This window comes from Kaistia nematophila, assembly GCF_026343855.1.
In the GTDB taxonomy this organism is placed as follows: domain Bacteria; phylum Pseudomonadota; class Alphaproteobacteria; order Rhizobiales; family Kaistiaceae; genus Kaistia; species Kaistia nematophila.
This window is the reverse complement of the sequence record NZ_JAPKNK010000001.1, coordinates 361630-383318: the sequence shown is the minus strand read 5'-3', so window position 1 is coordinate 383318 and position 21689 is coordinate 361630. Positions and strand designations below refer to the sequence as shown.

Genomic DNA, 21689 nt, shown 5'->3' with positions numbered 1-21689 from the left:
TCCTGGCAAGCGAGACGACGGCCGGCTTGCCGTTCCGGGGGGCCCATGCAAGATAAACTCACAGGCGACCCGCGCGTGGATGCACGCGGCGAAAACGGTCGGCCGGCGGACGAGGACGACGATCGATGGAGATGACGGGCGAATATCGCATTCCCGCCAGCCGCGACGCGGTCTGGCAGGCGTTGAACGACCCGGAAGTCCTGAAGGCCTGCATTCCCGGCTGCGAGGCGCTGGAGCGCACGGCGGACGACGCCATGAGCGCCAGGGTCACTGCCAAGGTCGGGCCGGTGAAGGCGACCTTCGTCGGCCAGGTCACCTTCTCCAATGTGCACGCGCCGGAAAGCTACACCATCACCGGCGAGGGCAAGGGCGGAGTCGCAGGTTTCGCCAAGGGCGGCGCCGATGTCCGCCTCGCCGAGGACGGCGACGCGACCGTGCTGACCTATGACGCCAGGGCGCAGGTCGGCGGCAAGCTGGCGCAACTCGGCTCAAGACTGATAGACACAACCGCGAAGAAGCTGGCCGACGAGTTCTTCGGCGCTTTTGCCACCCGACTTTCTGGAGACGAGCCGACGATGGCCTCACCCACCCTGACCACCCCGACCGATGCCGAGCCCGCCGACGCGGCCGCCCGCGAGGAACTGACCGACCGCATCGAGCACAAGATCGACGACGAATCGCTCGATCTCGGCGAAGTCGCGGAAGAGATCGAGGAAGAGGTCGAGGTCGCGGCCGGACGCGGCTTCCTGGGCGGCCCCTATGTATGGGGCCTGCTGGCGCTGATCGTCGTCATCCTCTTCCTGGCGGTCGTCAGCCGCTAGGCCTGGTTCGACATCGAGCAAGAAGGACGCTCCGGGGAAATCGCCTCCGGGGCGGTCCGACCCGAAAGGGAAAGACTGGCGTCGTCAGAGGTTTCGGGGTCCCGCAAGGGCAGCCGGAAAGGAGGCGTTGGATGACAAGCATCTCCGTCACGGTCAACGGCACCGTGCGGCAGGCGGATGTCGAGGGGCGGACGCTGCTCGTCAGCCTGCTGCGCGAAACCTTCGGCCTGACCGGCACGCATGTCGGCTGCGATACCTCGCAATGCGGCGCATGCGTCGTTCATGTCGACGGCAGGGCCATCAAGTCCTGCACCATGCTGGCAGCGCAGGCCGACGGCTCGACCGTGCTGACGATCGAGGGACTGGCGCGGGACGGCGCGCTGCATCCGGTGCAGGCAGCGTTTCACGAACATCACGGCCTGCAATGCGGCTTCTGCACGCCGGGCATGATCATGGCCGCAATCGACATGATCGAGCGGCATGACGCCGAACTCGACGAGGCGACGATCCGGCACGAGCTCGAGGGCAATATCTGCCGCTGCACCGGCTACCACAACATCGTCCGCGCCATCCGGGCCGCCGCCGACCGCATGGCCGGCCTGCGCCGCGCGGCGGAGTGAACCAGGGAGGGAGTCGCCATGTACGAGACGAACTATCATCGTCCGCGCGATCTCGCCGAGGCCGAGAGCCTGTTCGCCGCCGCCGCCGAGGGCCGTTATCTCGCCGGCGGCATGACGCTGCTGCCGACGATGAAGCAGCGCCTCGCCGCGCCGACAGACCTCGTCGATCTCGGCCGGCTGCCGGCACTGAAGGGGATCACAATTGCCGAGGGAACCGTGACGATCGGCGCCGGCGTCGTCCATGCCGATGTCGCCGCCTCGGCCGAGATCCGCGCCGCCCTGCCGGCGCTCGCGGCGCTCGCCGGCCAGATCGGCGACCCGCATGTGCGCCATCGCGGCACGATCGGCGGCTCGCTGGCCAATGACGACCCGGCCGCCGACTATCCCGCCGCCGTGCTGGCGCTCGGCGCGACCATCGTGACGACGCGACGCGAAATCGCGGCGCAGGATTTCTTCCAGGGCCTGTTCACGACGACGCTGGAGGAAGGCGAGATCCTCGTCGCGGTCCGCTTCCCGGTTCCCGTGCGCGCGGCCTATGCCAAGTTTCCCAATCCCGCCTCGCGCTATGCCATGGCGGGCGTGTTCGTGGCGCAGTTCGCGGACGGCGAGGCGCGGGTCGGCGTCACCGGCGCCGGGCAGGACGGCGTCTATCGCGACCCCGCCTTCGAGGCGGCGCTCACCGCGCGCTTCGATCCGGCGGCGCTCGACGGCGTTTCCGTCGACGCGACGAACATGCTGGCCGACCTGCACGGATCGGCCGCCTACCGGGCCAACCTGGTCAAGGTCATGGCGAAGCGGGCGGTCGCCGCCGCCCTCGCATGATCCGGCGTCATCGAAACGCCCTCATCGCGGCGGAAAACGACTGAACGCGCGACGGGGTGCGGCACAACCGGAAGAAGATTGGCAGTCCGGTGGCGGATTGCGCCGGCAACGTCTATCTTTGACCAAACGGAAGCCCACGGAGGCAACCCCAGTCCCCTGTCATGATCGTCTGTTCCTGCAATACCCTCACCAAGGCACTGATCCTCGAAACCGCCGAACGCCTGGCGCGTGAAACGCCGGGGCGGCCGTTGACGCCCGCCCGCGTCTACCGCGCCCTCGGCATGAAGGCGCAATGCACGGTCTGCTTCGCGCTGGTGCGCAAGCTGCTCGCCGAATCGGGCGCCATCATCACCTGCCCCGAACCGCTCGGCAGCGGCGCGGAAGAGCCGGAAGACGTCGCGCTGTTCGGCTGAACCCAGGCACCAACCCTGCCGGGTGCAAATCGCGTTTGACCATCGACGCGACGCACCCTAGTCTGGATTAGAACTATTCCAGACAAAAGGGTGCCGCGATGAAGGGTGATGCCAAGGTCATCGAATATCTCAACCGGGCGCTTCGCCTCGAGCTGACCGCGGTCAACCAGTACTGGCTGCACTACCGGCTCACCGAGGATTGGGGCTACGCCAAGCTCGCCAAGAAGGAGCGTGCCGAATCGATCGAGGAGATGCACCACGCCGACAAGCTGATCGCGCGCATCATCTTCCTCGAAGGCTTCCCCAACCTGCAGGTGCTCGACCCGCTCGAGATCGGCCAGAACATCAAGGAAGTGCTCGAGGCGGACCTGCGCGGCGAATACACGGCGCGGAACTACTACAAGGAAGGCCGCGACGTCTGCTTCGCCGCCGGCGACTATGTCTCCATGGCGCTGTTCGAAGAGCTGATGAAGGACGAGGAAGGCCACATCGACTTCCTCGAGACTCAGCTTGGCCTGCTGAACGACCTCGGCAAGGAGTTCTACTACCAGCTGCAGGCGGCCCCGAGCAACGAAGCCGAATAGCTTCGCGCCAGCACAGGTTCCGTTAGCCTCGGCGTCATCCGAGGCTCGCCGGCGCCGCCGCGGTACACCACACCGCGCCGGCGCCGGTTTTCTTTTGCCGGCTCGGAAAACCCCGCCGGGGCAGCGATCATCACCCCAGCCACTGTCCTGATCCTGTCACAGAGCCTGCCGTATTCCTGTCCGCCATGGCGCCATGCGGCGTATCCGGGGCGGCAGCGGGGGCCGGGTGATGGCAGAACGACAGGCGGTTCCACACAGGGACTTTTCGGCCGGCGGCAAGACCGCGCCCCCCCTGCGCGCCCGACCCGGCGACGCCCCGCTATCGCTGACGCGGCTCTACGGGGCGATGGGCATGCTCGCCGCCGTCTCGCTCTTCTTCATCGCGTTTCCCGGCCTCGACCTCCATGTCGCCGCCCTCTTCCATGCCGATGGCGGCTTCCCGGCGACGCAGAATCCGTCGCTCGTCGCCCTGCGCGCGCTCGGCAAGAACCTCGTCGTGCTGGCTTGCGCCGTCCTTATCGCCGGCCTCGCCATGCAGCTCGTCCGCTCGCCGCGCCGGATGCCGATCCGCGCCAGCCACATCTGGTTCCTGCTCGCCTCGCTGGCGCTCGGGCCGGGGCTGATCGTCAATGGCATCCTGAAGAGCCTCTGGGGCCGGCCGCGCCCGATCCAGGTCGACCTCTTCGGCGGCGCAGCGCCGTTCGAGACGGCGTGGACGATCAGCGGAGCCTGCCAGTCCAATTGCTCCTTCGTCTCCGGCGAGGCGGCGTCCGCGTTCTGGCTGCTCGGCCTCGTGCTGCTGGCGCCGCCGCGCTACCGGCCCGCGCTCGCGGCCGGCATCGGGCTGCTCGCCTTCGCCCTGTCGCTGAACCGGCTCGCCTTCGGCGGCCATTTCCTCTCCGACATACTGATTTCCTGGGCCATCACGCTCGTCGTCATGTTCGGCCTCGCCCGCCTCATGCTGGAGGAGCCGTTCCGCAGCCGCATCGACGCTGCGACCGAAAGCGCGCTCGGCCAGCTTGCCCTTGCGTCTCGGGCCGCGTTGGGGCGTATTGCGCGGCAGCGAACCTCGGACCATCGCAGCGGACCGGACAGAGTTGACCCACCGAATTGAGATGCATGCCGGCGCGCGGCCCGTCGCGGAAAGCCGCGTCGGCCTGCTCGTCCTCCTCCTGGCCGTCATCACGCTGGCACGCCTGCTGGCGCTGCGCTTCTCGGTGACCGACCTGCAGGTCGACGAGGCGCAATACTGGGATTGGTCGCAGCATCTCGCCTTCGGCTATTTCTCCAAGCCGCCGCTGATCGGCTGGACCATCGCCGCCGCCAACATGGTCTGCGGCACGGGCGTCGCCTGCGTGCGGGCGCCGTCGCCGCTGTTCTATTTCGGCACCTCGCTGCTGATCTACGCCACCGCCGTCAGGCTCTACGACCACCGCATCGCCTTCTGGGCGTCGCTCGGCTTCGCCTTCGCGCCGGGTGTCGCCTTCTCGTCGGCGATCATGTCGACCGACGTGCTGCTGCTGTTCTTCTGGGCGCTGTCGCTCTACGCCTTCGTCCGGCTGCGAGCCGGCGGCGGCTATCGCTGGAGCCTGCTGCTCGGCTTCGCGCTCGGCTGCGGCCTGCTGGCGAAATACGCCATGGCCTATTTCGTCGGCTGCGCGCTGATCGCCGCCGTCCTCGACCCGCAGTCGCGCGCCGTCATCCGCTCCGGCCGGTTCTGGCTCGCCGTCGCGATCGGGCTGCTGCTGCTCTCGCCCAACATCGGCTGGAACCTCAACAACCACCTGGTCACGCTGCGCCACACCAACGAGAACATCTCGGGCGACGGCCTGAAGATCAGCCTCGGCAACGCCATCGGCTTCCTCGCCGCCCAGTTCGGCATCATCGGGCCGTTCCTGATGGGCGGCGCCTTCGCCGCGGCGATCGCCGCCTGGCGCAAGGGCGTGCCGGACGAGGACCGGATGCTGCTCGCCTTCGCGCTGCCGGTGATCCTGGTCGTCACAATCGCCAGCGTGCTCACCGTCACCAACGCCAACTGGGCCGCCTCCGGCCTGGTCGCCAGCGCCCTCGTCGGCACCGCCTTCCTGATCCGCGCCGACCGCTTCTCACTGGTGCGCGCCGGCCTCGTCATCGGCATCGTCGCGCAGGTCGTGCTCATCGCCGGCAACACCATCGCCGACAAGGTGAAGCTGCCGCTCCTGAAGCATGGCGACATCTACAAGCAGGTGCTCGGCTGGAGCCGCCTCGGCGATGCCGTCCGCGCCGAGGCGAAGGCATCCGGCGCGACCATGGTGGTGACGCTCAGCCGCGCCGACGCGGCGGCGCTCGTCTACTACCTGCGCAACGACCCCGTCGCGGTCACCGTCTGGCCCGACGATCCCGGCCCGGACAACCAGTTCGAGCTGACCCGCAGCATCGTCGATCATGCGCCGACCGGCCCTGCCCTGCTCGTCGCCGGCTGCGCCGAGGCGGCCCGGCTCGGCCCCTTCTTCGGCGGCGTCGAGGACAAGGGCCGGCTGACGATCCCGAGCGGCCCGGGTTCAAGCCGGCAATACCAGCTGTTCCGGCTCGACCAGCCAATCGCGCCGCTCAGGACCGTGCCGCTCTGCGTCCGCGACGCGGACTAGGGTTCTCGGCGGCGCGTGGCGCGCCGCGCGCAGGCCAGGCCCAACGCCGCTGCGGTTGCTGGCGGGTGGCGCGCATACTATAAGCGCAGCCATCCTTCATCTTCGCGGAAACGGCCTTACCATGTCCGATGTCAAGAAGGTCGTCCTCGCCTATTCCGGCGGGCTCGACACCTCCATCATCCTGAAGTGGCTCCAGCTCGAATACGGCGCCGAAGTCGTCACCTTCACCGCCGACCTCGGTCAGGGCGAAGAGCTCGAGCCGGCCCGCAAGAAGGCCGAGATGATGGGCATCAAGCAGATCTACATCGAGGACGTGCGCGAGGAATTCGTCCGCGACTTCGTGTTCCCGATGTTCCGCGCCAACGCCCTCTACGAGGGCACCTACCTGCTCGGCACCTCGATCGCCCGGCCGCTGATCGCCAAGCGCCTCGTCGAGATCGCCCGCGAAGTCGGCGCCGACGCCGTCGCCCATGGCGCCACCGGCAAGGGCAACGACCAGGTCCGCTTCGAGCTCTCGGCCTATGCGCTGAACCCGAACATCAAGGTCATCGCGCCCTGGCGCGAATGGAGCTTCAAGTCGCGCACCGACCTGCTCGATTTCGCCGAGAAGAACCAGATCCCGGTTCCGAAGGACAAGCGCGGCGAGGCGCCGTTCTCCGTCGACGCCAACCTGCTGCACTCCTCCTCCGAGGGCAAGGTTCTGGAAGATCCCTCGCAGGAAGCCCCGCCCTACGTCTTCATGCGCACCATCGCGCCGGAGGATGCGCCCGACGTCGCGACCTATGTCGAGATCGGCTTCGAGAAGGGCGACGCGGTTTCGATCAACGGCGTGCACATGTCGCCGGCGACGATCCTGACCAAGCTGAACGAACTCGGCCGCGACAACGGCATCGGCCGTCTCGACCTGGTCGAGAACCGCTTCGTCGGCATGAAGTCGCGCGGCATCTACGAAACCCCCGGCGGCACCATCCTGCTCGCCGCGCACCGCGCGATGGAGAGCCTGACGCTCGACCGCGAGGCCGCCCATTTGAAGGATTCGATCATGCCCCGCTATGCGGAGCTGATCTATTACGGCTTCTGGTTCTCGCCGGAGCGCGAGATGCTGCAGGCGCTGATCGACAAGAGCCAGGAGCATGTCGAGGGCACGGTCCGGCTGAAGCTCTACAAGGGCAGCGCCACCGTCGTCGGCCGCTCGTCGCCGAAGTCGCTCTATTCCGACGCGCTCGTCACCTTCGAGGACGATCGCGGCGCCTATGACCAGAAGGACGCGGCCGGCTTCATCCGGTTGAACGCGCTCCGTCTGCGCACGCTGGCCGCGCGCGACAAGCAGGGCTGAGGCCCGGACGAGCTTTTCGCGTTTCGAAGGGACGCGGAAAGGCAAATTGCTCAACCCGGTTGCGTCTTCGGACCTAGGAGCCATAGCCGGCTCACCCGGAAACGCCCGAAAAAGCGAGGCAACAGGCCAACGTCATTGGCCTGTTGCTAAAGCTTCATTTTAGAGTTAGGTTATTCGGACTGGCCCGGCCCCCACCTCGGGGGCGGGACCGGTCCGGTGCCTGAAAGCGCCGGCGCCTCGGACACAAGACACGGACGGCCGCAAGATGCGTATGGATCTCGTCAGGAAAGCAGCCCGCACGGCCGACAAGAAGGCTTCGGAAGTGCGCGTGATGCTGCGTACGGCGGGCCTGCGTCCGACCCGGCAGCGCCTGGCGCTCGCGGAAATCCTGTTCGAGCGCGGCAACCGTCACATCTCGGCCGAAGGCCTGCACGAAGAAGCGATGAGCCATCGGGTGCCGGTGTCGCTCGCCACCGTCTACAACACGCTGCACCAGTTCACCGAAGCCGGCCTGCTGCGCGAAGTCGCCGTCGACGGCTCGAAGACCTATTTCGACACCAATGTCGACGACCACCACCACTTCTTCGTCGAAGGCGAGAATCGGGTGCTCGACATCCCGATGTCGTCGCTGCGCGTGGAAGACGTGCCGGTGCCGCCGGAAGGCATGGAAATCACCCGCGTCGACATCGTCGTGCGCCTGCGCCGCATCGGCAGCTGATCCCGCCCGATACCGAATTCACAACGCCGCGCCGGCCCACCCGCGCGGCGTTTTTGTTTGTTCGCTTTTGCGCGCAGGAATGGTGGCCGCGGCCGGGCGAGGCAAGACAGGTGCGGGAGCGCAGCGAAGCAAGCCCCTCAGTCGATCACTTCGTCCGGATAGACGCCCCAGAGATTGGTCTGCTTGATCCAGCCGCGAAAGCGCTTGTCGACCAGGCGGCACCAGCCGCCCTCGCAGGTCGCCACCGAGGAGACGACCTTCGGCTGCAGATAGGCGGTGATCTCGGCCGTGTCGTTCGGCGCAGCGCGGATCGGCAGCGGGTCGCCGTCCTGCCAGGGCGCGACCACGGCGGTGCGCTTGCCGACGAGCAGGCTGTGGAAAACCCAGCCCTCGGTGCCGTCGGAATCGCGGATGCGGCGCCAATTGTCGAATTCCTGCACGATCTCGACCGGCAGGGCCGAACGGGTGAACACCCACGAGACCTTGTAGCCCTGGCCGGGACCGACGCGGACATTGACGCGGCCGGCCTTGAGCGAGACGAAGCGCGGCAGAGGCAGGCCGCTTGGCCCAAGTTTCGGCGCGGCGCCGGCGGCGCCCTGCGCGTTGGCGGAGCCGGTCGGCTGGGCGACGAGGACGAGCGCGGCGACCATCGCCATGCCAAGCGCGGAGGGGATTGCGCGCGCCTTGTGCAGCCGACGGGACATCCCCTGGAACACAGCCCAAACCATCACGCATTCACCCCTCTTTACCGCCCGTTGCTGCGACCGGAAGTGCTTTCCCGAAAGCCCGACCACCGATACGGTTGTGATCGTCGGGCTGTCTGGTAAGGGATCGCGATACGCAGCGACGGGGTACACCAGCCGACGCGCATAGTCTGACGCTCCATGGTTAAGGAGCTCTCAACGGGGAGGCCGCGATGAAGAAGAAGCCGCTGGTCATCGTCACGCGCCGGCTGCCCGACGCGGTCGAGGCGCGCATGCGCGAACTGTTCGACACTGAGCTCAACATCGACGACCGGCCGATGTCGCCGGCTGAGCTGATCGAGGCGGTGAAAGTGGCCGACGTGCTGGTGCCGACCGTCACCGACCGCATCGACGGCGCCATCCTCGCCGAGGCGGGCGAGCAGCTGAAGCTGATCGCCAGCTTCTCGAACGGCTTCGACCATATCGACGTCGAGAAGGCCTTGGCGCGCGGCATCACCGTCACCAACACGCCGGGCGTGCTGACCGAGGACACCGCCGACATGACGATGGCGCTCATCCTCGCGGTGCCGCGCCGGCTGGTCGAGGGCGCGCATGTGCTGCGGCCGGACCACGACTGGGCCGGCTGGTCGCCGACCTGGATGCTCGGCCGGCGCATGTCGGGCAAGCGGCTCGGCATCGTCGGCATGGGTCGGATCGGCCAGGCCGTCGCCCGCCGCGCCAAGGCCTTCGGCCTGTCGATCCACTACCACAACCGCCACCGCCTGCCGGCGGAGATCGAGGAAGGGCTGGAGGCGACCTATTGGGACAGCCTCGACCAGATGCTGGCGCGGATGGACATCATCTCGGTGAATTGCCCACGCACGCCCGGCACGTTCCACCTGCTGTCGGAACGTCGGCTGAAGCTGCTCCGGCCCGAGGCCTATGTGGTCAACACCTCGCGCGGCGACGTCATCGACGAAAGCGCGCTGGCGAAGCTGCTCGAGACGGGCGCCATCGCCGGCGCCGGCCTCGACGTGTTCGAGCACGAGCCGGCGGTGAACCCGAAGCTGCTGCGCCTCGCCGCCAAGGGCAAGGCGGTGCTGCTGCCGCATATGGGCTCCGCGACGATCGAGGGCCGCATCGCCATGGGCGAGAAGGTGCTGATCAACATCCGCGCCTATTTCGACGGCCACAAGCCGCCGGACCGCGTGCTGCCGTCGATGCTCTGAGTCGGCTAAGCGCCGGAGCTAAGCCGGATTCGGATTTTCGGAATGACCTCACCTCTCCAATGGGGAGAGGTCGGAGCGAAGCTCCGGCGAGGGGTTGAGGCCGGCTCCGAGCCACCACATCACGCGACCCACTCCGCCATCATCCTGAAGTGCTTCGTGAGCGAAGCCTCGAAGGATGATGGGCGAGCTCGGGAAGACGTCGCGAACGTCTTCTTGTCTGACCCGATCGGACCGCCCTACCCGGTCCTCGGCGCTGCCGTCGACTGACGGACCAGCAGTTCGACCTCGAAGCGCTCGCGGCGCGGGCTGTCGATGCCGTCCAGGATCATCTCGGCCGCCATACGGCCCATCACGTCGATCGGCTGCGCCACGGTGGTGAGCGGCGGCTCCGATACCTCGCCTTCCGCGACGCCGTCGAAGCCGATGACCGAGACGTCGCCCGGCACGGAAAGGCCGCGCTGGCGCAGCCAGTCGAGCGCAATCAGCGCCGACCGGTCGGACATGCACAGCAGCGCCGTCGGCCGGCGCCCCTCGGCATAGAAATGCTCCAGCGCCGCGCCGACCGTCCGCGCATTGTTCTGCGTCTCGAAGACGGGGACCGCCACCGGATCGACGCCGAACTCGGCCAGGCCGGCGAGATAGCCCTGGATGCGGTTTCGCGTGCCGGAATAGAACGCGGCCTCGACCTCGCCCGGCGCGACAGGACCGATGCGATCGTCGACCAGCTCCAGCGACACGACGGCGACGTCGCGATGGCCGAGCGCGCCGATATGGCGGGCGGCGGTGCGGGCGCCTTCGAAATCATCCACGCCGATCACCGAGATCGTCTCGTCCGAGGCGTCGAGCTGCAAGGCGACGAAAGGCAGCCGGCGCTCGCGTGACAGCTCGACCAGTCGCTCGCCACCCTCGATGCAGAAAAGGACGAAACCGTCGACGATCGCGCTCTGGATGTTCCACGACAGCTTTTCGTCATTGGCGGCGGAGATCAGCGATATGCCGGCGCCGCGCTCGTCGCAGGCGGCGGAGATCGAGGCCATCACGGCGCGGGCATAGGGATCGGCGAAGAAATAGTCGAGCGTCTCGGTGGTGGCGACGCCGATGGCGTTGACCTTGCCGGCGCGCAGCAAGCGGCCCTTCGGATCCGGCCCGGCATAACCGAGTTCGCGCGCCGCCGCCTCGACCTTCTCACGCACTTCCGGCCGGACGATTTCCGGACGATTGAACGCATTCGAGGCGGTGCCCTGCGACACGCCGGCGGCCTTGGCCACATCCGAAAGCTTGATCACGCGATTCATGCCGGTCTCTTGCCCGCTCCATCTCTGCGCCGGGGCGCCTGCCTGCCGTCTCTCCCTACCATAACGCCCGGCTTCGCGCGCCGCACCCGTCGTCGCGCCCGCCTCTCCCGGCGATACTGTCTGTTCACGTCTTCTTGTATCGGTTCAATTTCCGCTTGACCAGCCCCGCGAGCGTACCTAGATTTGAACCGGTTCAATCGGACGCATCCGCGTCGAAATTGAATCGATTCATTCCAGCCCACACGGGAGCGGAAGCCATGATTCCCGCCAGCTATCTGTACAAGAGCCTGTATCAGGACCGGTTCGAGCGCGAGCTGCCGCCGGCCGAAACCCGCGACACGCGGACGCCGCCACAGGATGGCCTGCGCGGCGCGCGCCATCCCGCCGTGCCCTTCCTCGCTCTGCTCGGCCTGTTCGGCCTCGCGCGCTAGAACCATTCCGTGTTTCATGGAAACACGGAATGGTTCTAGCTCTTTGTTTGGTCGCGTTTTCTTCACGCGAACCGGTATCCACTTCGCTCGGAAACGCTCTAGGATTCCGCCGGGCGCGCCTTGCGCCTGTAGCGGATGGTCTCGAAGCGCATGGAGAGCGCGTCGACCAGCAGCAGCCGCCCGACCAGCGGCTCGCCGATGCCGAGGACAAGCTTCAGCACCTCCGCCGCCTGCAGGCTGCCCAGGATCCCCGTCAGCGCGCCGAGAATGCCGGCCTCCGCGCAGCTCGGCACAAGGCCGGGCGGCGGCGGCGCCGGAAACAGGTCGCGATAGCTGGGGTTCTGCGCGCCCTCGGCATCGACCGTCCAGGGCAAAAGCGTCGTCAGCGAGCCGTCGAAGCGTCCGACCGCCGCCGTCACCAGCGGCCGCTCCAGCGCAGCGCATCGGTCGGCGGCGAGATAGCGCGTCTCGAAATTGTCGGTGCCGTCGGCGACGACGTCATAGGCGGCAAGCAGCGCATCGGCGTTTTCGGCCGTGAGCCGCAGCGCATGCGCCTCGACGGCGACATGCGGGTTCAGCCGATGCACGGCGGCGCGGGCACTCTCGACCTTGAGGGCGCCGACCGCCGCCGTGTCATGGATGACCTGGCGCTGCAGGTTGGAGAGCGCGACGCGGTCGTCGTCGACGACGCCGATCGTGCCGACGCCGGCGGCGGCCAGGTACTGGATCAGCGGCGCGCCGAGCCCCCCGGCCCCCAGCACCAGCACCCGCGCGGCGGCAAGCTTCTGCTGGCCGGGGCCACCGACCTCGGCGAGCAGAAGATGGCGCGAATAACGCTCGATCTCGTCGGCGGAGAACGCCATGTCCGTTGTCCGAAACCGGCAGCGCGGAGGCCGGACCGAAGCCCGGCCTCCGACGCTTGGGTCCTTACTTGGTGCCGTACATCCGGTCGCCGGCGTCGCCGAGGCCCGGAACGATATAGCCCTTCTCGTTCAGCTGCTTGTCGATCGAGGCGGTGAAGATCGGCACGTCGGGATGAGCGCCCTGGAAGTTGGCGATGCCTTCCGGCGCCGCCAGCAGGCAGAGGAAGCGGATATCCTTGGCGCCGCGCTCCTTCAGCCGCTCGACCGCGGCGATCGCCGAATTGGCGGTCGCCAGCATCGGGTCGACGACGATGGTCAGCCGCTCGTCGAGGCTGTCCGGCGCCTTGAAGTAATATTCGACCGCCTGCAGCGTCTTCGGATCGCGATAGAGGCCGATATGGGCGACGCGCGCCGCCGGCACCAGGTCGAGCATGCCCTCGAGCAGGCCGTTGCCGGCGCGCAGCACCGAGGCGAACACCAGCTTCTTGCCGGCCAGCGTCGGCGCTTCCATCTCGGTGATCGGCGTCTCGATCGTCGTCGTCGTCATCTCGAGGTCGCGCGTCACCTCGTAGCAGAGCAGCGTCGAGATCTCGCGAAGGAGCCGGCGGAAGCCGGCGGTCGAAGTGTGCTTGTCGCGCATGATGGTGAGCTTGTGCTGCACCAGGGGGTGGTTGATCACCGTCACGCCGTTCATCATTGGCCTCGCTTGTCTTGGTTGCGCCTACCGTAGCCTGCCAGCCCGGCGCTGGAAACCGCGCCGCTGCGTCAGCTCGCCGGCAGCCGCCGATTGTCCCCACGGATCGCCCCGCTTGTGACCGTGGCCAAGCCTGGCCTATCTTGTCGGCCCGATCGCTCAGGTTGTCCCTTCATGCCGCGCGCCATTCTGATTGTTCTCGATTCCGTCGGTATCGGCGGTGCTCCCGACGCCGAAGCCTATGGCGACGCCGGCGCGGATACGCTCGGCCATATCGCGGAAGCCTGCGCCGCCGGGCGCGGCGACCGCGCCGGCCTGCGCGCCGGGCCGCTGGCGTTGCCGAATCTCGGTCGCCTCGGCCTCGGCGCGGCGGCGGCCGGCGCCAGCGGCATCTGGCCGGCCGGCCTGCCCGAGCCGGCGCCGACGGCGATCTTCGGCCGTGCGGCGGAAGTCTCGAACGGCAAGGACACGCCGTCCGGCCATTGGGAGATCGCCGCCGTGCCGGTGCCGTTCGACTGGGGCTATTTCCCCGAGACCGAGCCCTGCTTCCCGGCCGAGCTGACCGAGGCGATCCTGCACGAGACGGGCCTGCCCGGACTCCTGGGCAACAAGCACGCTTCCGGCACGACGATCCTGGCCGAGCTCGGCGAGGAACACATCCGCACCGGCAAGCCGATCGCCTACACCTCGGCCGATTCGGTCTTCCAGATCGCCGCGCACGAGACCCATTTCGGCCTCGACCGGCTTTACGCCCTCTGCGAGACGGTGCGCCGCCTGGTCGACCCCTACCGGATCGGCCGCGTCATCGCCCGGCCCTTCATCGGCGAGACGGCGGAGACCTTCGAGCGCACCGGCAACCGGCGCGATTATGCCGTGCCGCCGCCCGAGCCGACCCTGCTCGACCGGGTCATAGCCGCAGGCCACACCACCCGCGCCATCGGCAAGATCGGTGACATCTTCGCCCACCAGGGCATCGGCAGGCTCTACAAGGCGGCCGGCAACAAGGCACTGACCGACGCGACGCTGGCGGCGATCCGGGACGCGGCGGACGGCGACCTCGTCTTCTCGAACCTGGTCGATTTCGACATGCTCTATGGCCATCGCCGCGACGTTCCCGGCTATGCGGCGGCGCTAGAGGCGTTCGACGCCCGCCTGCCGGAGATCGAGGCGGCGCTCAGGCCCGGCGATCTCGTCGTCATCACCGCCGATCATGGCTGCGACCCGACCTGGCGCGGCACGGACCACACCCGCGAGCAGGTGCCGATCCTCGCCTTCGGCCCCGGACTACCGGGAAAAGACATCGGCGCGCGCGCCAGCTACGCCGATATCGGCGAGACGGTCGCGGCGCATCTCGGGCTCGCGCCCGGACGACATGGACGGAGTTTTCTCTGATGGTTGCCCAACTTCTCAAGGCCGAGCTGCATTGCCACGTCGAGGGTGCGGCGTCGCCGGAACTGGTGCGCCATGTCGGCGCCCGCCACGGCGTCGACCTGACCGGCCTGTTCGACGAGCAGGGCGCCTTCGCCTGGCACGACTTCACCTCGTTCCTGAACGCCTATGACCGCGCCGCCGCCGTCTTCCGCACGCCGGAGGACTATCGCGACCTCACCTTCACCTATTTCTCCAGCCTCGCCGCCGAAGGCGCGATCTATGGCGAGGTGTTCATCTCGTCCGACCACGCGCTCGCCTCCGGCCTTTCCTATCGCGACTATGTAGAGGGCCTGGCGCAGGGCATTCGCGATGCGGAAGCTGCGACCGGCATCGTCGGGCGGATGATCGCCACCGGCGTGCGCCATTACGGCCCGGACCGCATCCTCGTCGCCGCCGAGACGGTGGCGAACGAGCCGCATCCGCTGGTCACCGGCTTCGGCGTCGCCGGCGACGAACGCATGCACCACCCCAGGGACTTCGCCGACGCCTTCCGCATCGCCGGCGAGGCCGGACTCGGGCTCACCGTGCATGCCGGCGAATTCGGCGGCCCGGAGAGCGTGCGCGCCGCGCTCGACCATCTCGGCGTCACGCGGATCGGCCATGGCGTGCGCGCCATCGAGGACGCCGACCTCGTGCGCCGCATCGTCGAGGAAGGCATCGTGCTGGAGCTCTGCCCCGGCTCCAACGTCGCGCTCGGCCTCTATCCGGCGATCGCCGACCACCCCTATCGCCGCCTGCAGGACGCGGGCGCCCGCGTCACTGTCAGCTCCGACGATCCGCCCTATTTCCGTTCTTCGATCGGGGCCGAATATGGCTGGCTGTCGCGCGATCTCGGCCTGTCCGACGCCGCGCTCGAGCAGGCGACCCGCACCTCGATCGAGGCTGCCTTCGTCGACGAGCCGACGCGGAGCCGCCTGCTCGCCCGCCTGCCCGCCTGAGGAGAAGACATGCGCCGCGCCCTCGCCTGGATCGCCCTGCTGCTGACCTTGACCGCGCCGGCCTTCGCCAGCTGGCGCGACGACGTCGGCACGCTGCGGGTCGGCTTCATCGCCGGCGACAATCCGAACTACGAGGTAGCGCGGCTGGAGAAATTCCGCTGGCAGCTGCAATACGCGCTCGCCGTTCCGGTCGAGCTGTTCCCGGCCAGAAGCTATGAAGCGCTGATGGAGGCTCAGGCGACCGGCCGCGTGCAATATGCCGTGCTGTCCTCGCTGGCCTATATCACGCTCGACCGGCGCTGCGATTGCGTCGAGCCGCTGGTACAGCCGACCTCGGCCGACCATCTGCGCGGTTTCCGCGCGTTGCTGGTGGCGCGCACAGACGGCCCGGTTTCCACCCTCGCCGAGGCGCGCAACATGCGGCTTGCCGTCGGCGGCAAGGATTCGCTCTCCGGCCGCCGCGCCGCCTATGCGGGGATGGCGAAGGAAGGCATCGATCCCGCCAGCTATTTCCTGCGCATCGTCGAGACACCCGACAGCGCCGCGGCGCTCGCCGCCCTTGCCGCCGGCGAAGTCGACCTCGCCACGGCATGGTCGATGGCGTCCGATCCGCTGAGCCCCTCGATCGGTTCCGGCCCGTTCGGCCAGCTCGCCGGCGACGGCGTGCTCTCGCCCTCCACGCTCAAGATCGTCTGGCAGTCGGATCTGATCCCTTTCGGGCCGCATGTCGTCCGCAAGGACCTGCCGGAGATGGCGAAGTCGAGCCTGCTGCAGGCGCTGACGGAAATGCGCAATGTCCAGCCCGAGGCCTATGACGCGATCGAGCGCGGCCTGCCCGGCGGCTTCGTCGCCGCCGATCCCGCGCTCTATCGCCAGTTGGCCGAGACGCTGAACCTGCCCCGCCGCCGCGACTAGGCCCTCTTCGCGTGCAGCAACTCGGCGCCGAGCACGCCAGCGCCGGCACGCCCCCCCAAACGAAAAAGCCCGCGTCGATCGAAATCGGCACGGGCTTCAACTGGATCAGGCTCGGGTGGCCGGGCGCATCGCTGCGCCCAGTGGATCAGACGAGCACGTCGTCGCTGGCGAGGATGTTGTCCTGCATCTTCAGGAGCGCCAGGCGCATCGTCTCGATGACGGCCGGGTCGATGCCGCGCTCGGCATCCTCGCGCACCGTCTTGCCGACGGCGCGGATGCGCCGCACGACGCCGGCGGCGTTCGGCGTCAGCCGGATCAACTTGGCACGGCGGTCGGCCGGATCCTGGATCCGCTCCACCAGCGTCGCCGCCTCGAGCCGGTCGAGGAAGCCGACGAGCGTCATCGGCTCGACGCAGAGCTCCTCGGCAAGGGTCGACTGGCGAAGGCCGGGATGACGGCTCACGAAGGCCAGGGTTCGCGCCTCGGCGACCGTCAAACCGAGCCCGGCGTTTTCCAACGCCTTCTCAAAGCGCCGACGCAGCAATCGCGCGACATCGACGAGGACGAGACCAAGCGGATCTTCGGTCGTGGCTGCCAAAAGTTGACTCTCCAGCGTATAATAAGAATTCCATATTATAAATCGCGATGGCCGGAAAAGTCAACGCGACGCTGGGGAAAGCGCGATCCGCTGGTCAAACTTACGTTACGTCACAAGCCGAGCCTTCCGTAGCGTCATCACAACCCCCGCAAGGGAGGTTGCGTTTTACGGCCTTTTCGATCATTTTGCGCCGCAAAATCTGCCGGCCGTCTCGAGGCACCTGTCCGACGCCGCCGTGCCTTTTCGGATTCGCACATGACCCTTCGCAATATCGCCATCATCGCGCACGTCGATCATGGCAAGACAACCCTCGTGGACAAGCTGCTGCAGCAGTCCGGCTCCTTCCGTGACAACCAGCGCGTCGCCGAGCGCGTCATGGATTCGAACGACATCGAAAAGGAGCGCGGTATCACCATCCTCGCCAAGGCGACCTCGATCACCTGGCACGATGCCCGCATCAACATCGTCGACACCCCCGGCCACGCCGATTTCGGCGGCGAGGTCGAGCGCATCCTGAACATGGTCGACGGCGTGATCGTGCTGGTCGACGCCGCCGAAGGCCCGATGCCGCAGACCAAGTTCGTCGTCGGCAAGGCGCTGAAGCTCGGCCTTCGCCCGATCGTCGCGATCAACAAGGTCGACAAGGCCGACGCCCGCGTCCAGGAAGTCGTCAACGAGGTGTTCGACCTGTTCGCCGCCCTCGACGCCACCGACGAGCAGCTCGACTTCCCGATCCTCTACGGTTCCGGCAAGAACGGCTGGATGTCGCTGTCGCCCGACGGCTCGCATGAGGAGGGCATGGCGCCGCTGTTCGAGCTCGTGCTGAAGCACGTGCCGGAGCCCCGCGTCGAGGAAGGCCCGTTCCGCATGATCGGAACGCTGCTCGAATCCAATCCCTATCTCGGTCGCCTGATCACCGGCCGCATCACCTCCGGCAACGTCAAGCCGAACCAGATGCTCAAGGTGCTGTCGCAGGACGGCTCGACCGTCGAGTCGTTCCGCGTCTCCAAGATCATGGCTTTCCGCGGCATCGAGCGGCAGCCGATCGAGGAAGGCGTGGCGGGCGACATCGTCGCGATCGCCGGCATGACCAAGGGCACCGTCGCCGACACCTTCGTCGACCCGGCCGTCACCGAGCCGATCAAGGCGCAGCCGATCGATCCGCCGACCGTGTCGATGACCTTCATGGTCAATGACAGCCCGCTCGCCGGCACCGAGGGCGACAAGGTCACCAGCCGCATGATCCGCGACCGCCTGCTGAAGGAAGCGGAAGGCAATGTCGCGCTGAAGATCGAGGAATCGTCCGAGAAGGACTCGTTCATCGTGTCCGGCCGCGGCGAGCTCCTGCTCGCCATCCTGATCGAGAACATGCGCCGCGAAGGCTACGAGCTGGCCGTGTCGCGTCCGCGCGTCGTGTTCCAGAAGGACGTTTCGGGCCAGACGCTGGAGCCGATCGAGGAAGTCATCATCGACGTCGACGAGGAGCATTCCGGCGTCGTCGTGCAGAAGATGTCCGAGCGCAAGGCCGACCTGGTCGAGCTGCGCTCGTCCGGCGGCGACCGCCAGCGCCTCGTCTTCCACGCGCCGACCCGCGGCCTGATCGGCTACCAGGGCGAGCTTCTGACCGACACGCGCGGCACGGCGATCATGAACCGCCTGTTCCACGCCTATGCCCCGCACAAGGGCGAGATCCCCGGCCGCCGCAACGGCGTGCTGATCTCGACCGACCAGGGCGAGGCCGTCGCCTTCGCGCTGTGGAACCTCGAGGATCGCGGCCCGATGATGATCGAGCCCGGCTGGAAGGTCTATGGCGGCATGATCGTCGGCGAGCACACCCGCGACAACGATCTCGAAGTGAACGTCCTGAAGGGCAAGAAGCTGTCGAACGTCCGCGCCGCCGGCAAGGACGAGGCGGTCCGCCTCACCCCGCCGATCCGCATGACGCTCGAGCGCTCGCTTTCGTGGATCTCGGACGACGAGCTGGTCGAGGTCACGCCGAAGTCGATCCGCCTGCGCAAGGCGATGCTCGACCCGATCGAGCGCAAGCGCGCCGACCGCTCCAGCAAGACGGCCTGATTCAACGGCCTGATCCGGGCCCATCCGCCCGGCGGATCCAATATTCCGGACGGCGCCCTCGCGGCGCCGTCTTCGTTTCATGCGTCGTTCCGGTGACACCGGCGTCACGGCTTGGCGAACGCGCTCATCAATCCCAAAATCCCTCTTCCCCGATGCGAAACTCGGACATATCTTGATCGACATGAGCACTCTGTCGATCGGTGTCCGTCGCGCAGAAGCCAGTGACGCGGAAGCAATCACCGCGGTTCACGACAGCGCTTGGCGTCAGGCGTATGATGGGTTGATCCCGGCTCGGGAACTCGGCCGGATGATCACGCGGCGCGGTCCTGCGTGGTGGAGCCGGGCGATCCGGCGGGGCACCGGCATCGTCGTCATCGACGTGGGCGGCACGGTCGCCGGCTATGCCACCTTCGGCCCCAACCGGGCGCGCAACCTCGTCCAGCGCGGCGAAATCTACGAAATCTACATGCGGCCGGAATATCAGGGCGTCGGCCTCGGCACCCGCCTGTTCCTCGCGGCGCGGCGCGAACTGCTGCGGCACGGCTTCGATTCCGCCGTCGTCTGGGCGCTGGCCGAGAACGAGGGCGCCTGCCGCTTCTACAAGAATGCCGGCGGCCGCAAGGTCGCCCGCGGCAGCGAACGCTTCGGCGACACGGTGCTGGCCAAGGTCGCCTTCGCCTTCGCCCGCGGCTGAGCCGGCTTCCCTTCAGCGACCGGATCGGGACCGCGGCGTGCTGCGCTGCGGCGAATTCGGACTTGCGGGCCGGCATGGCGACCTCGTAAAGGAAAGCGCCCTTTTCACTCGAGGTACCACCATGCGCATCGACGCTGTTCCGATCGGCAAGAATCCCCCGCACGACATCAACGTCATCATCGAAGTGCCGGTCGGCGGCGAGCCGATCAAGTACGAGATGGACAAGGACGCCGGCGCGCTCTACGTCGACCGCTTCCTCTACACGCCGATGCGCTATCCCGGTAACTACGGCTTCGTCCCGCACACGCTCTGCGGCGACGGCGACCCGATCGACGTGCTCGTCGCCAACCAGCGCGCCATCGTCCCCGGCGCGATCATGAGCTGCCGCCCGGTCGGCGTGCTCAAGATGCGCGACGAAGGCGGCGAGGACGAGAAGATCCTGGCGGTTCCGTCGACCAAGCTGACCCGCCGCTACGAGACCGTGAAGTCCTACAAGGACCTGCCGGCGATCACGCTGCAGCAGATCGAGCACTTCTTCCGCCACTACAAGGATCTCGAGAACGGCAAGTGGGTCGAGATCACCGGCTGGGGCGACCTCGACGAGGCGCAGCAGCTGATCGTCGACGCCATCGAGCGCGCCAAGAAGGGCTGATCCGATGACGCTCACGCGGCGCGGCGTCGCGCGGCTTTTCCTGGTCGCGACGCTCGGCGCGGCGGGCTTTTCGACCTCTGTCGGATCGTCGGTCGCCGCCGACGATCCGGAAGCCTTCGTCGCCTCGATCTACGAGCGCTACGAGAATGGCGGCGACGGCGTGCCGCTCGACGATGCCGCGACGATCCGCGCCCTGTTCGAACCGCGCCTGGCCGAGATGATCCTCGCCGACCGCGACGAGGCGGCCGCTGTCGGCGACGTGCCGAAGCTCGACGGCGACCCCTTCGTCGACGCGCAGGATTTCGACATCACCGATCTCCGCATCGACGTCGAGGACGGCACGCCCGACCGGGCCGAGGCCCATGTCAGCTTCCTGAACTTCGGCGAGCCGAAGCGGATCGACCTGCGGCTGGAGTGGCTTGAGACCGGCTGGCGCATCCGCGACATCTACTGGCCGGAAGGGTCCCTGCGCGGACTCTATACGCACTAGGAATCGAAGCTGCGGGGTTCCGGGCTCAGCCCGGGGCCGCCGCCCCGCCGAGCCGCCGGACGATCGCGTCCGCGTCGCCCTCGATGCGCAGGCTCTTCAGCCGCGCCGTATGGCCGGAGAGAATCGTGACCGCCGAACGCGGCACGCCGGCGGCCTTCGCCAGCACCGCCTCGATAGCCGCGTTGGCGGCGCCCTTGTCCGGCACGGCGCGCACCCGCGCCAGCAGCACCTTGCGGCCGTCGGAGAGCTCGCCGACTCCGTCGAGCCCGTCGCGGCCGGCCTTCGGCGTCAGCCGCAACTGCACCACGACATGGCCGTCGCCGACGCGATAGAAACCGGCCTCGCTCAAAACACGTTCGGGTAGATGTACCGGATGATGACCTGCTGGATCAGGATGATGCCGAGCAGCAGGATGATGGGCGAGATGTCGATCGCGCCGAGATTGGGCATGAAGGCGCGGATGCGGCGCAGCGGCGGCTCGGTCGCCTGGTAGAGGAAGCGGCCGATCGACGACACGACCTGGTTGCGCGGATTGACCACGCCGAAGGCGTAGAGCCAGCTGAACAGGGCGCTGGCGATCACGATCCACCAATAGAGGTTGAGGGCGATCATAACGACGTCGAGGATAGCGCGCATGGGTTTCCCGGATCTGACGCGGAACAGGTCGCTCCTGATGTAGCGGTCGCCTGTCGCCATCGCAACCCGGGGACGCGGCGCTTCTCGCCGCCGGCAAATCCGCGCCGGAGCGGGCGCGTCCGG

At 67.7% G+C, this 21689-nt stretch carries 25 protein-coding genes; 18 read left to right on the top strand and 7 right to left on the bottom strand.

From position 1 onward, the window contains the following. Window positions 1-125: 125 nt before the first annotated feature. From OSH07_RS01815 to irrA, 9 genes are all read left to right on the top strand, one after another. Window positions 126-821, top strand: coding sequence for an SRPBCC family protein (locus OSH07_RS01815; RefSeq protein ID WP_266336888.1), 696 nt, complete (start codon window positions 126-128; stop codon window positions 819-821). Window positions 822-952: 131 nt separating this feature from the next. Then, on the top strand, window positions 953-1441 hold the full coding sequence (locus OSH07_RS01810) for a (2Fe-2S)-binding protein (protein WP_266336887.1): 489 nt from the start codon (window positions 953-955) through the stop codon (window positions 1439-1441). Between the two features lie 18 nt (window positions 1442-1459). Next, window positions 1460-2263 carry an FAD binding domain-containing protein gene (locus OSH07_RS01805; RefSeq protein WP_266336886.1) on the top strand — a complete coding sequence of 268 codons (804 nt, stop codon included), beginning with the start codon at window positions 1460-1462 and terminating at the stop codon, window positions 2261-2263. Between the two features lie 161 nt (window positions 2264-2424). Continuing rightward, entirely contained in the window at window positions 2425-2676 is a 252-nt protein-coding gene (locus OSH07_RS01800; RefSeq protein WP_266336885.1) for a (2Fe-2S)-binding protein, read from the top strand. A gap of 98 nt (window positions 2677-2774) precedes the next feature. Beyond that, the gene (bfr, locus tag OSH07_RS01795; protein WP_266336884.1) at window positions 2775-3260 is read left to right on the top strand and encodes a bacterioferritin; all 486 of its coding nucleotides are present in this window, start codon (window positions 2775-2777) and stop codon (window positions 3258-3260) included. A 229-nt stretch (window positions 3261-3489) separates the two neighbouring features. Then, entirely contained in the window at window positions 3490-4374 is an 885-nt protein-coding gene (locus OSH07_RS01790) for a phosphatase PAP2 family protein (RefSeq protein WP_266336883.1), read from the top strand. Further along, window positions 4358-5887, top strand: a complete 1530-nt coding sequence (locus OSH07_RS01785; protein ID WP_266336882.1) for an ArnT family glycosyltransferase — start codon at window positions 4358-4360, stop codon at window positions 5885-5887. The genes OSH07_RS01790 and OSH07_RS01785 overlap by 17 nt, the downstream gene beginning before the upstream one ends. A gap of 121 nt (window positions 5888-6008) precedes the next feature. Next, a complete protein-coding gene (locus OSH07_RS01780; RefSeq protein ID WP_266336881.1) occupies window positions 6009-7223 on the top strand; it encodes an argininosuccinate synthase in 1215 nt (404 codons plus the stop codon). A gap of 265 nt (window positions 7224-7488) precedes the next feature. Beyond that, on the top strand, window positions 7489-7941 hold the full coding sequence (gene irrA, locus OSH07_RS01775; protein ID WP_277614102.1) for an iron response transcriptional regulator IrrA: 453 nt from the start codon (window positions 7489-7491) through the stop codon (window positions 7939-7941). Window positions 7942-8078: 137 nt separating this feature from the next. On the opposite strand, the gene OSH07_RS01770 is transcribed toward irrA, so the two are convergent. Then, window positions 8079-8597: an SH3 domain-containing protein gene (locus tag OSH07_RS01770; RefSeq protein ID WP_420909594.1), complete on the bottom strand. Its 519-nt coding sequence runs from the start codon at window positions 8595-8597 to the stop codon at window positions 8079-8081. Window positions 8598-8857: 260 nt separating this feature from the next. Here OSH07_RS01770 and OSH07_RS01765 point away from each other — a divergent pair, with 260 nt between their 5' ends. Further along, the gene (locus tag OSH07_RS01765) at window positions 8858-9853 is read left to right on the top strand and encodes a 2-hydroxyacid dehydrogenase (RefSeq protein WP_266336880.1); all 996 of its coding nucleotides are present in this window, start codon (window positions 8858-8860) and stop codon (window positions 9851-9853) included. Window positions 9854-10089: 236 nt separating this feature from the next. Here OSH07_RS01765 and OSH07_RS01760 read toward each other — a convergent pair whose 3' ends face one another. Further along, window positions 10090-11148 (bottom strand): LacI family DNA-binding transcriptional regulator, encoded by a 1059-nt coding sequence (locus OSH07_RS01760; protein WP_266336879.1) that lies wholly within the window; start codon window positions 11146-11148, stop codon window positions 10090-10092. A 257-nt stretch (window positions 11149-11405) separates the two neighbouring features. Here OSH07_RS01760 and OSH07_RS01755 point away from each other — a divergent pair, with 257 nt between their 5' ends. After that, on the top strand, window positions 11406-11579 hold the full coding sequence (locus OSH07_RS01755) for a hypothetical protein (protein ID WP_266336878.1): 174 nt from the start codon (window positions 11406-11408) through the stop codon (window positions 11577-11579). A 98-nt stretch (window positions 11580-11677) separates the two neighbouring features. Here OSH07_RS01755 and moeB read toward each other — a convergent pair whose 3' ends face one another. Then, window positions 11678-12442, bottom strand: coding sequence for a molybdopterin-synthase adenylyltransferase MoeB (moeB, locus tag OSH07_RS01750; RefSeq protein WP_266336877.1), 765 nt, complete (start codon window positions 12440-12442; stop codon window positions 11678-11680). Between the two features lie 64 nt (window positions 12443-12506). Next, window positions 12507-13136, bottom strand: coding sequence for a uracil phosphoribosyltransferase (gene upp, locus OSH07_RS01745; protein WP_266337361.1), 630 nt, complete (start codon window positions 13134-13136; stop codon window positions 12507-12509). A 174-nt stretch (window positions 13137-13310) separates the two neighbouring features. Between upp and OSH07_RS01740 the strand changes: the two genes are divergently transcribed. From OSH07_RS01740 to OSH07_RS01730, 3 genes are read left to right on the top strand one after another with little or no spacing between them, the layout of a single operon-like run. Continuing rightward, window positions 13311-14528, top strand: a complete 1218-nt coding sequence (locus OSH07_RS01740) for a phosphopentomutase (protein WP_266336876.1) — start codon at window positions 13311-13313, stop codon at window positions 14526-14528. Further along, window positions 14528-15505 (top strand): adenosine deaminase, encoded by a 978-nt coding sequence (locus OSH07_RS01735; protein WP_266336875.1) that lies wholly within the window; start codon window positions 14528-14530, stop codon window positions 15503-15505. The genes OSH07_RS01740 and OSH07_RS01735 overlap by 1 nt, the downstream gene beginning before the upstream one ends. Window positions 15506-15514: 9 nt before the next feature. Beyond that, a complete protein-coding gene (locus OSH07_RS01730) occupies window positions 15515-16420 on the top strand; it encodes a phosphate/phosphite/phosphonate ABC transporter substrate-binding protein (protein WP_266336874.1) in 906 nt (301 codons plus the stop codon). A 145-nt stretch (window positions 16421-16565) separates the two neighbouring features. Here the strand turns inward: OSH07_RS01730 and OSH07_RS01725 are convergent, their stop codons facing one another. Continuing rightward, window positions 16566-17018, bottom strand: a complete 453-nt coding sequence (locus OSH07_RS01725; RefSeq protein WP_266336873.1) for a MarR family winged helix-turn-helix transcriptional regulator — start codon at window positions 17016-17018, stop codon at window positions 16566-16568. A 255-nt stretch (window positions 17019-17273) separates the two neighbouring features. Between OSH07_RS01725 and typA the strand changes: the two genes are divergently transcribed. From typA to OSH07_RS01705, 4 genes are all read left to right on the top strand, one after another. Then, on the top strand, window positions 17274-19094 hold the full coding sequence (gene typA, locus OSH07_RS01720; RefSeq protein ID WP_266336872.1) for a translational GTPase TypA: 1821 nt from the start codon (window positions 17274-17276) through the stop codon (window positions 19092-19094). A gap of 181 nt (window positions 19095-19275) precedes the next feature. Beyond that, the gene (locus OSH07_RS01715; protein WP_266336871.1) at window positions 19276-19788 is read left to right on the top strand and encodes a GNAT family N-acetyltransferase; all 513 of its coding nucleotides are present in this window, start codon (window positions 19276-19278) and stop codon (window positions 19786-19788) included. A gap of 121 nt (window positions 19789-19909) precedes the next feature. Continuing rightward, the gene (gene ppa / locus OSH07_RS01710) at window positions 19910-20440 is read left to right on the top strand and encodes an inorganic diphosphatase (protein ID WP_266336870.1); all 531 of its coding nucleotides are present in this window, start codon (window positions 19910-19912) and stop codon (window positions 20438-20440) included. Between the two features lie 4 nt (window positions 20441-20444). Then, window positions 20445-20930 carry a YqhG/Tai3 family protein gene (locus OSH07_RS01705; RefSeq protein WP_266336869.1) on the top strand — a complete coding sequence of 162 codons (486 nt, stop codon included), beginning with the start codon at window positions 20445-20447 and terminating at the stop codon, window positions 20928-20930. 25 nt (window positions 20931-20955) lie between these two features. On the opposite strand, the gene OSH07_RS01700 is transcribed toward OSH07_RS01705, so the two are convergent. Together OSH07_RS01700 and OSH07_RS01695 are read right to left on the bottom strand one after the other, a co-directional pair. Further along, window positions 20956-21279, bottom strand: a complete 324-nt coding sequence (locus tag OSH07_RS01700) for a DUF167 family protein (protein WP_266336868.1) — start codon at window positions 21277-21279, stop codon at window positions 20956-20958. Beyond that, window positions 21276-21566, bottom strand: a complete 291-nt coding sequence (locus OSH07_RS01695; protein WP_266336867.1) for a YggT family protein — start codon at window positions 21564-21566, stop codon at window positions 21276-21278. Before OSH07_RS01695 ends, OSH07_RS01700 begins: the two co-directional genes overlap by 4 nt. Window positions 21567-21689: the final 123 nt, after the last annotated feature.

What these genes read in the sequence shown, in the direction of transcription:
- typA (WP_266336872.1), top strand. Translation starts at nt 17,274, where the DNA reads ATGACCCTTCGCAATATCGCCATCATCGCGCACGTCGATCATGGCAAG.
- ppa (WP_266336870.1), top strand. Translation starts at nt 19,910, where the DNA reads ATGCGCATCGACGCTGTTCCGATCGGCAAGAATCCCCCGCACGACATC.
- OSH07_RS01805 (WP_266336886.1), top strand. Translation starts at nt 1,460, where the DNA reads ATGTACGAGACGAACTATCATCGTCCGCGCGATCTCGCCGAGGCCGAG.
- OSH07_RS01705 (WP_266336869.1), top strand. Translation starts at nt 20,445, where the DNA reads ATGACGCTCACGCGGCGCGGCGTCGCGCGGCTTTTCCTGGTCGCGACG.
- OSH07_RS01695 (WP_266336867.1), bottom strand. Translation starts at nt 21,566, where the DNA reads ATGCGCGCTATCCTCGACGTCGTTATGATCGCCCTCAACCTCTATTGG.
- OSH07_RS01780 (WP_266336881.1), top strand. Translation starts at nt 6,009, where the DNA reads ATGTCCGATGTCAAGAAGGTCGTCCTCGCCTATTCCGGCGGGCTCGAC.
- OSH07_RS01815 (WP_266336888.1), top strand. Translation starts at nt 126, where the DNA reads ATGGAGATGACGGGCGAATATCGCATTCCCGCCAGCCGCGACGCGGTC.
- OSH07_RS01800 (WP_266336885.1), top strand. Translation starts at nt 2,425, where the DNA reads ATGATCGTCTGTTCCTGCAATACCCTCACCAAGGCACTGATCCTCGAA.
- bfr (WP_266336884.1), top strand. Translation starts at nt 2,775, where the DNA reads ATGAAGGGTGATGCCAAGGTCATCGAATATCTCAACCGGGCGCTTCGC.
- OSH07_RS01755 (WP_266336878.1), top strand. Translation starts at nt 11,406, where the DNA reads ATGATTCCCGCCAGCTATCTGTACAAGAGCCTGTATCAGGACCGGTTC.
- OSH07_RS01740 (WP_266336876.1), top strand. Translation starts at nt 13,311, where the DNA reads ATGCCGCGCGCCATTCTGATTGTTCTCGATTCCGTCGGTATCGGCGGT.
- OSH07_RS01770 (WP_420909594.1), bottom strand. Translation starts at nt 8,597, where the DNA reads ATGGCGATGGTCGCCGCGCTCGTCCTCGTCGCCCAGCCGACCGGCTCC.
- OSH07_RS01810 (WP_266336887.1), top strand. Translation starts at nt 953, where the DNA reads ATGACAAGCATCTCCGTCACGGTCAACGGCACCGTGCGGCAGGCGGAT.
- upp (WP_266337361.1), bottom strand. Translation starts at nt 13,136, where the DNA reads ATGAACGGCGTGACGGTGATCAACCACCCCCTGGTGCAGCACAAGCTC.
- OSH07_RS01735 (WP_266336875.1), top strand. Translation starts at nt 14,528, where the DNA reads ATGGTTGCCCAACTTCTCAAGGCCGAGCTGCATTGCCACGTCGAGGGT.
- irrA (WP_277614102.1), top strand. Translation starts at nt 7,489, where the DNA reads ATGCGTATGGATCTCGTCAGGAAAGCAGCCCGCACGGCCGACAAGAAG.
- OSH07_RS01730 (WP_266336874.1), top strand. Translation starts at nt 15,515, where the DNA reads ATGCGCCGCGCCCTCGCCTGGATCGCCCTGCTGCTGACCTTGACCGCG.
- OSH07_RS01715 (WP_266336871.1), top strand. Translation starts at nt 19,276, where the DNA reads ATGAGCACTCTGTCGATCGGTGTCCGTCGCGCAGAAGCCAGTGACGCG.
- OSH07_RS01790 (WP_266336883.1), top strand. Translation starts at nt 3,490, where the DNA reads ATGGCAGAACGACAGGCGGTTCCACACAGGGACTTTTCGGCCGGCGGC.
- moeB (WP_266336877.1), bottom strand. Translation starts at nt 12,442, where the DNA reads ATGGCGTTCTCCGCCGACGAGATCGAGCGTTATTCGCGCCATCTTCTG.
- OSH07_RS01765 (WP_266336880.1), top strand. Translation starts at nt 8,858, where the DNA reads ATGAAGAAGAAGCCGCTGGTCATCGTCACGCGCCGGCTGCCCGACGCG.
- OSH07_RS01760 (WP_266336879.1), bottom strand. Translation starts at nt 11,148, where the DNA reads ATGAATCGCGTGATCAAGCTTTCGGATGTGGCCAAGGCCGCCGGCGTG.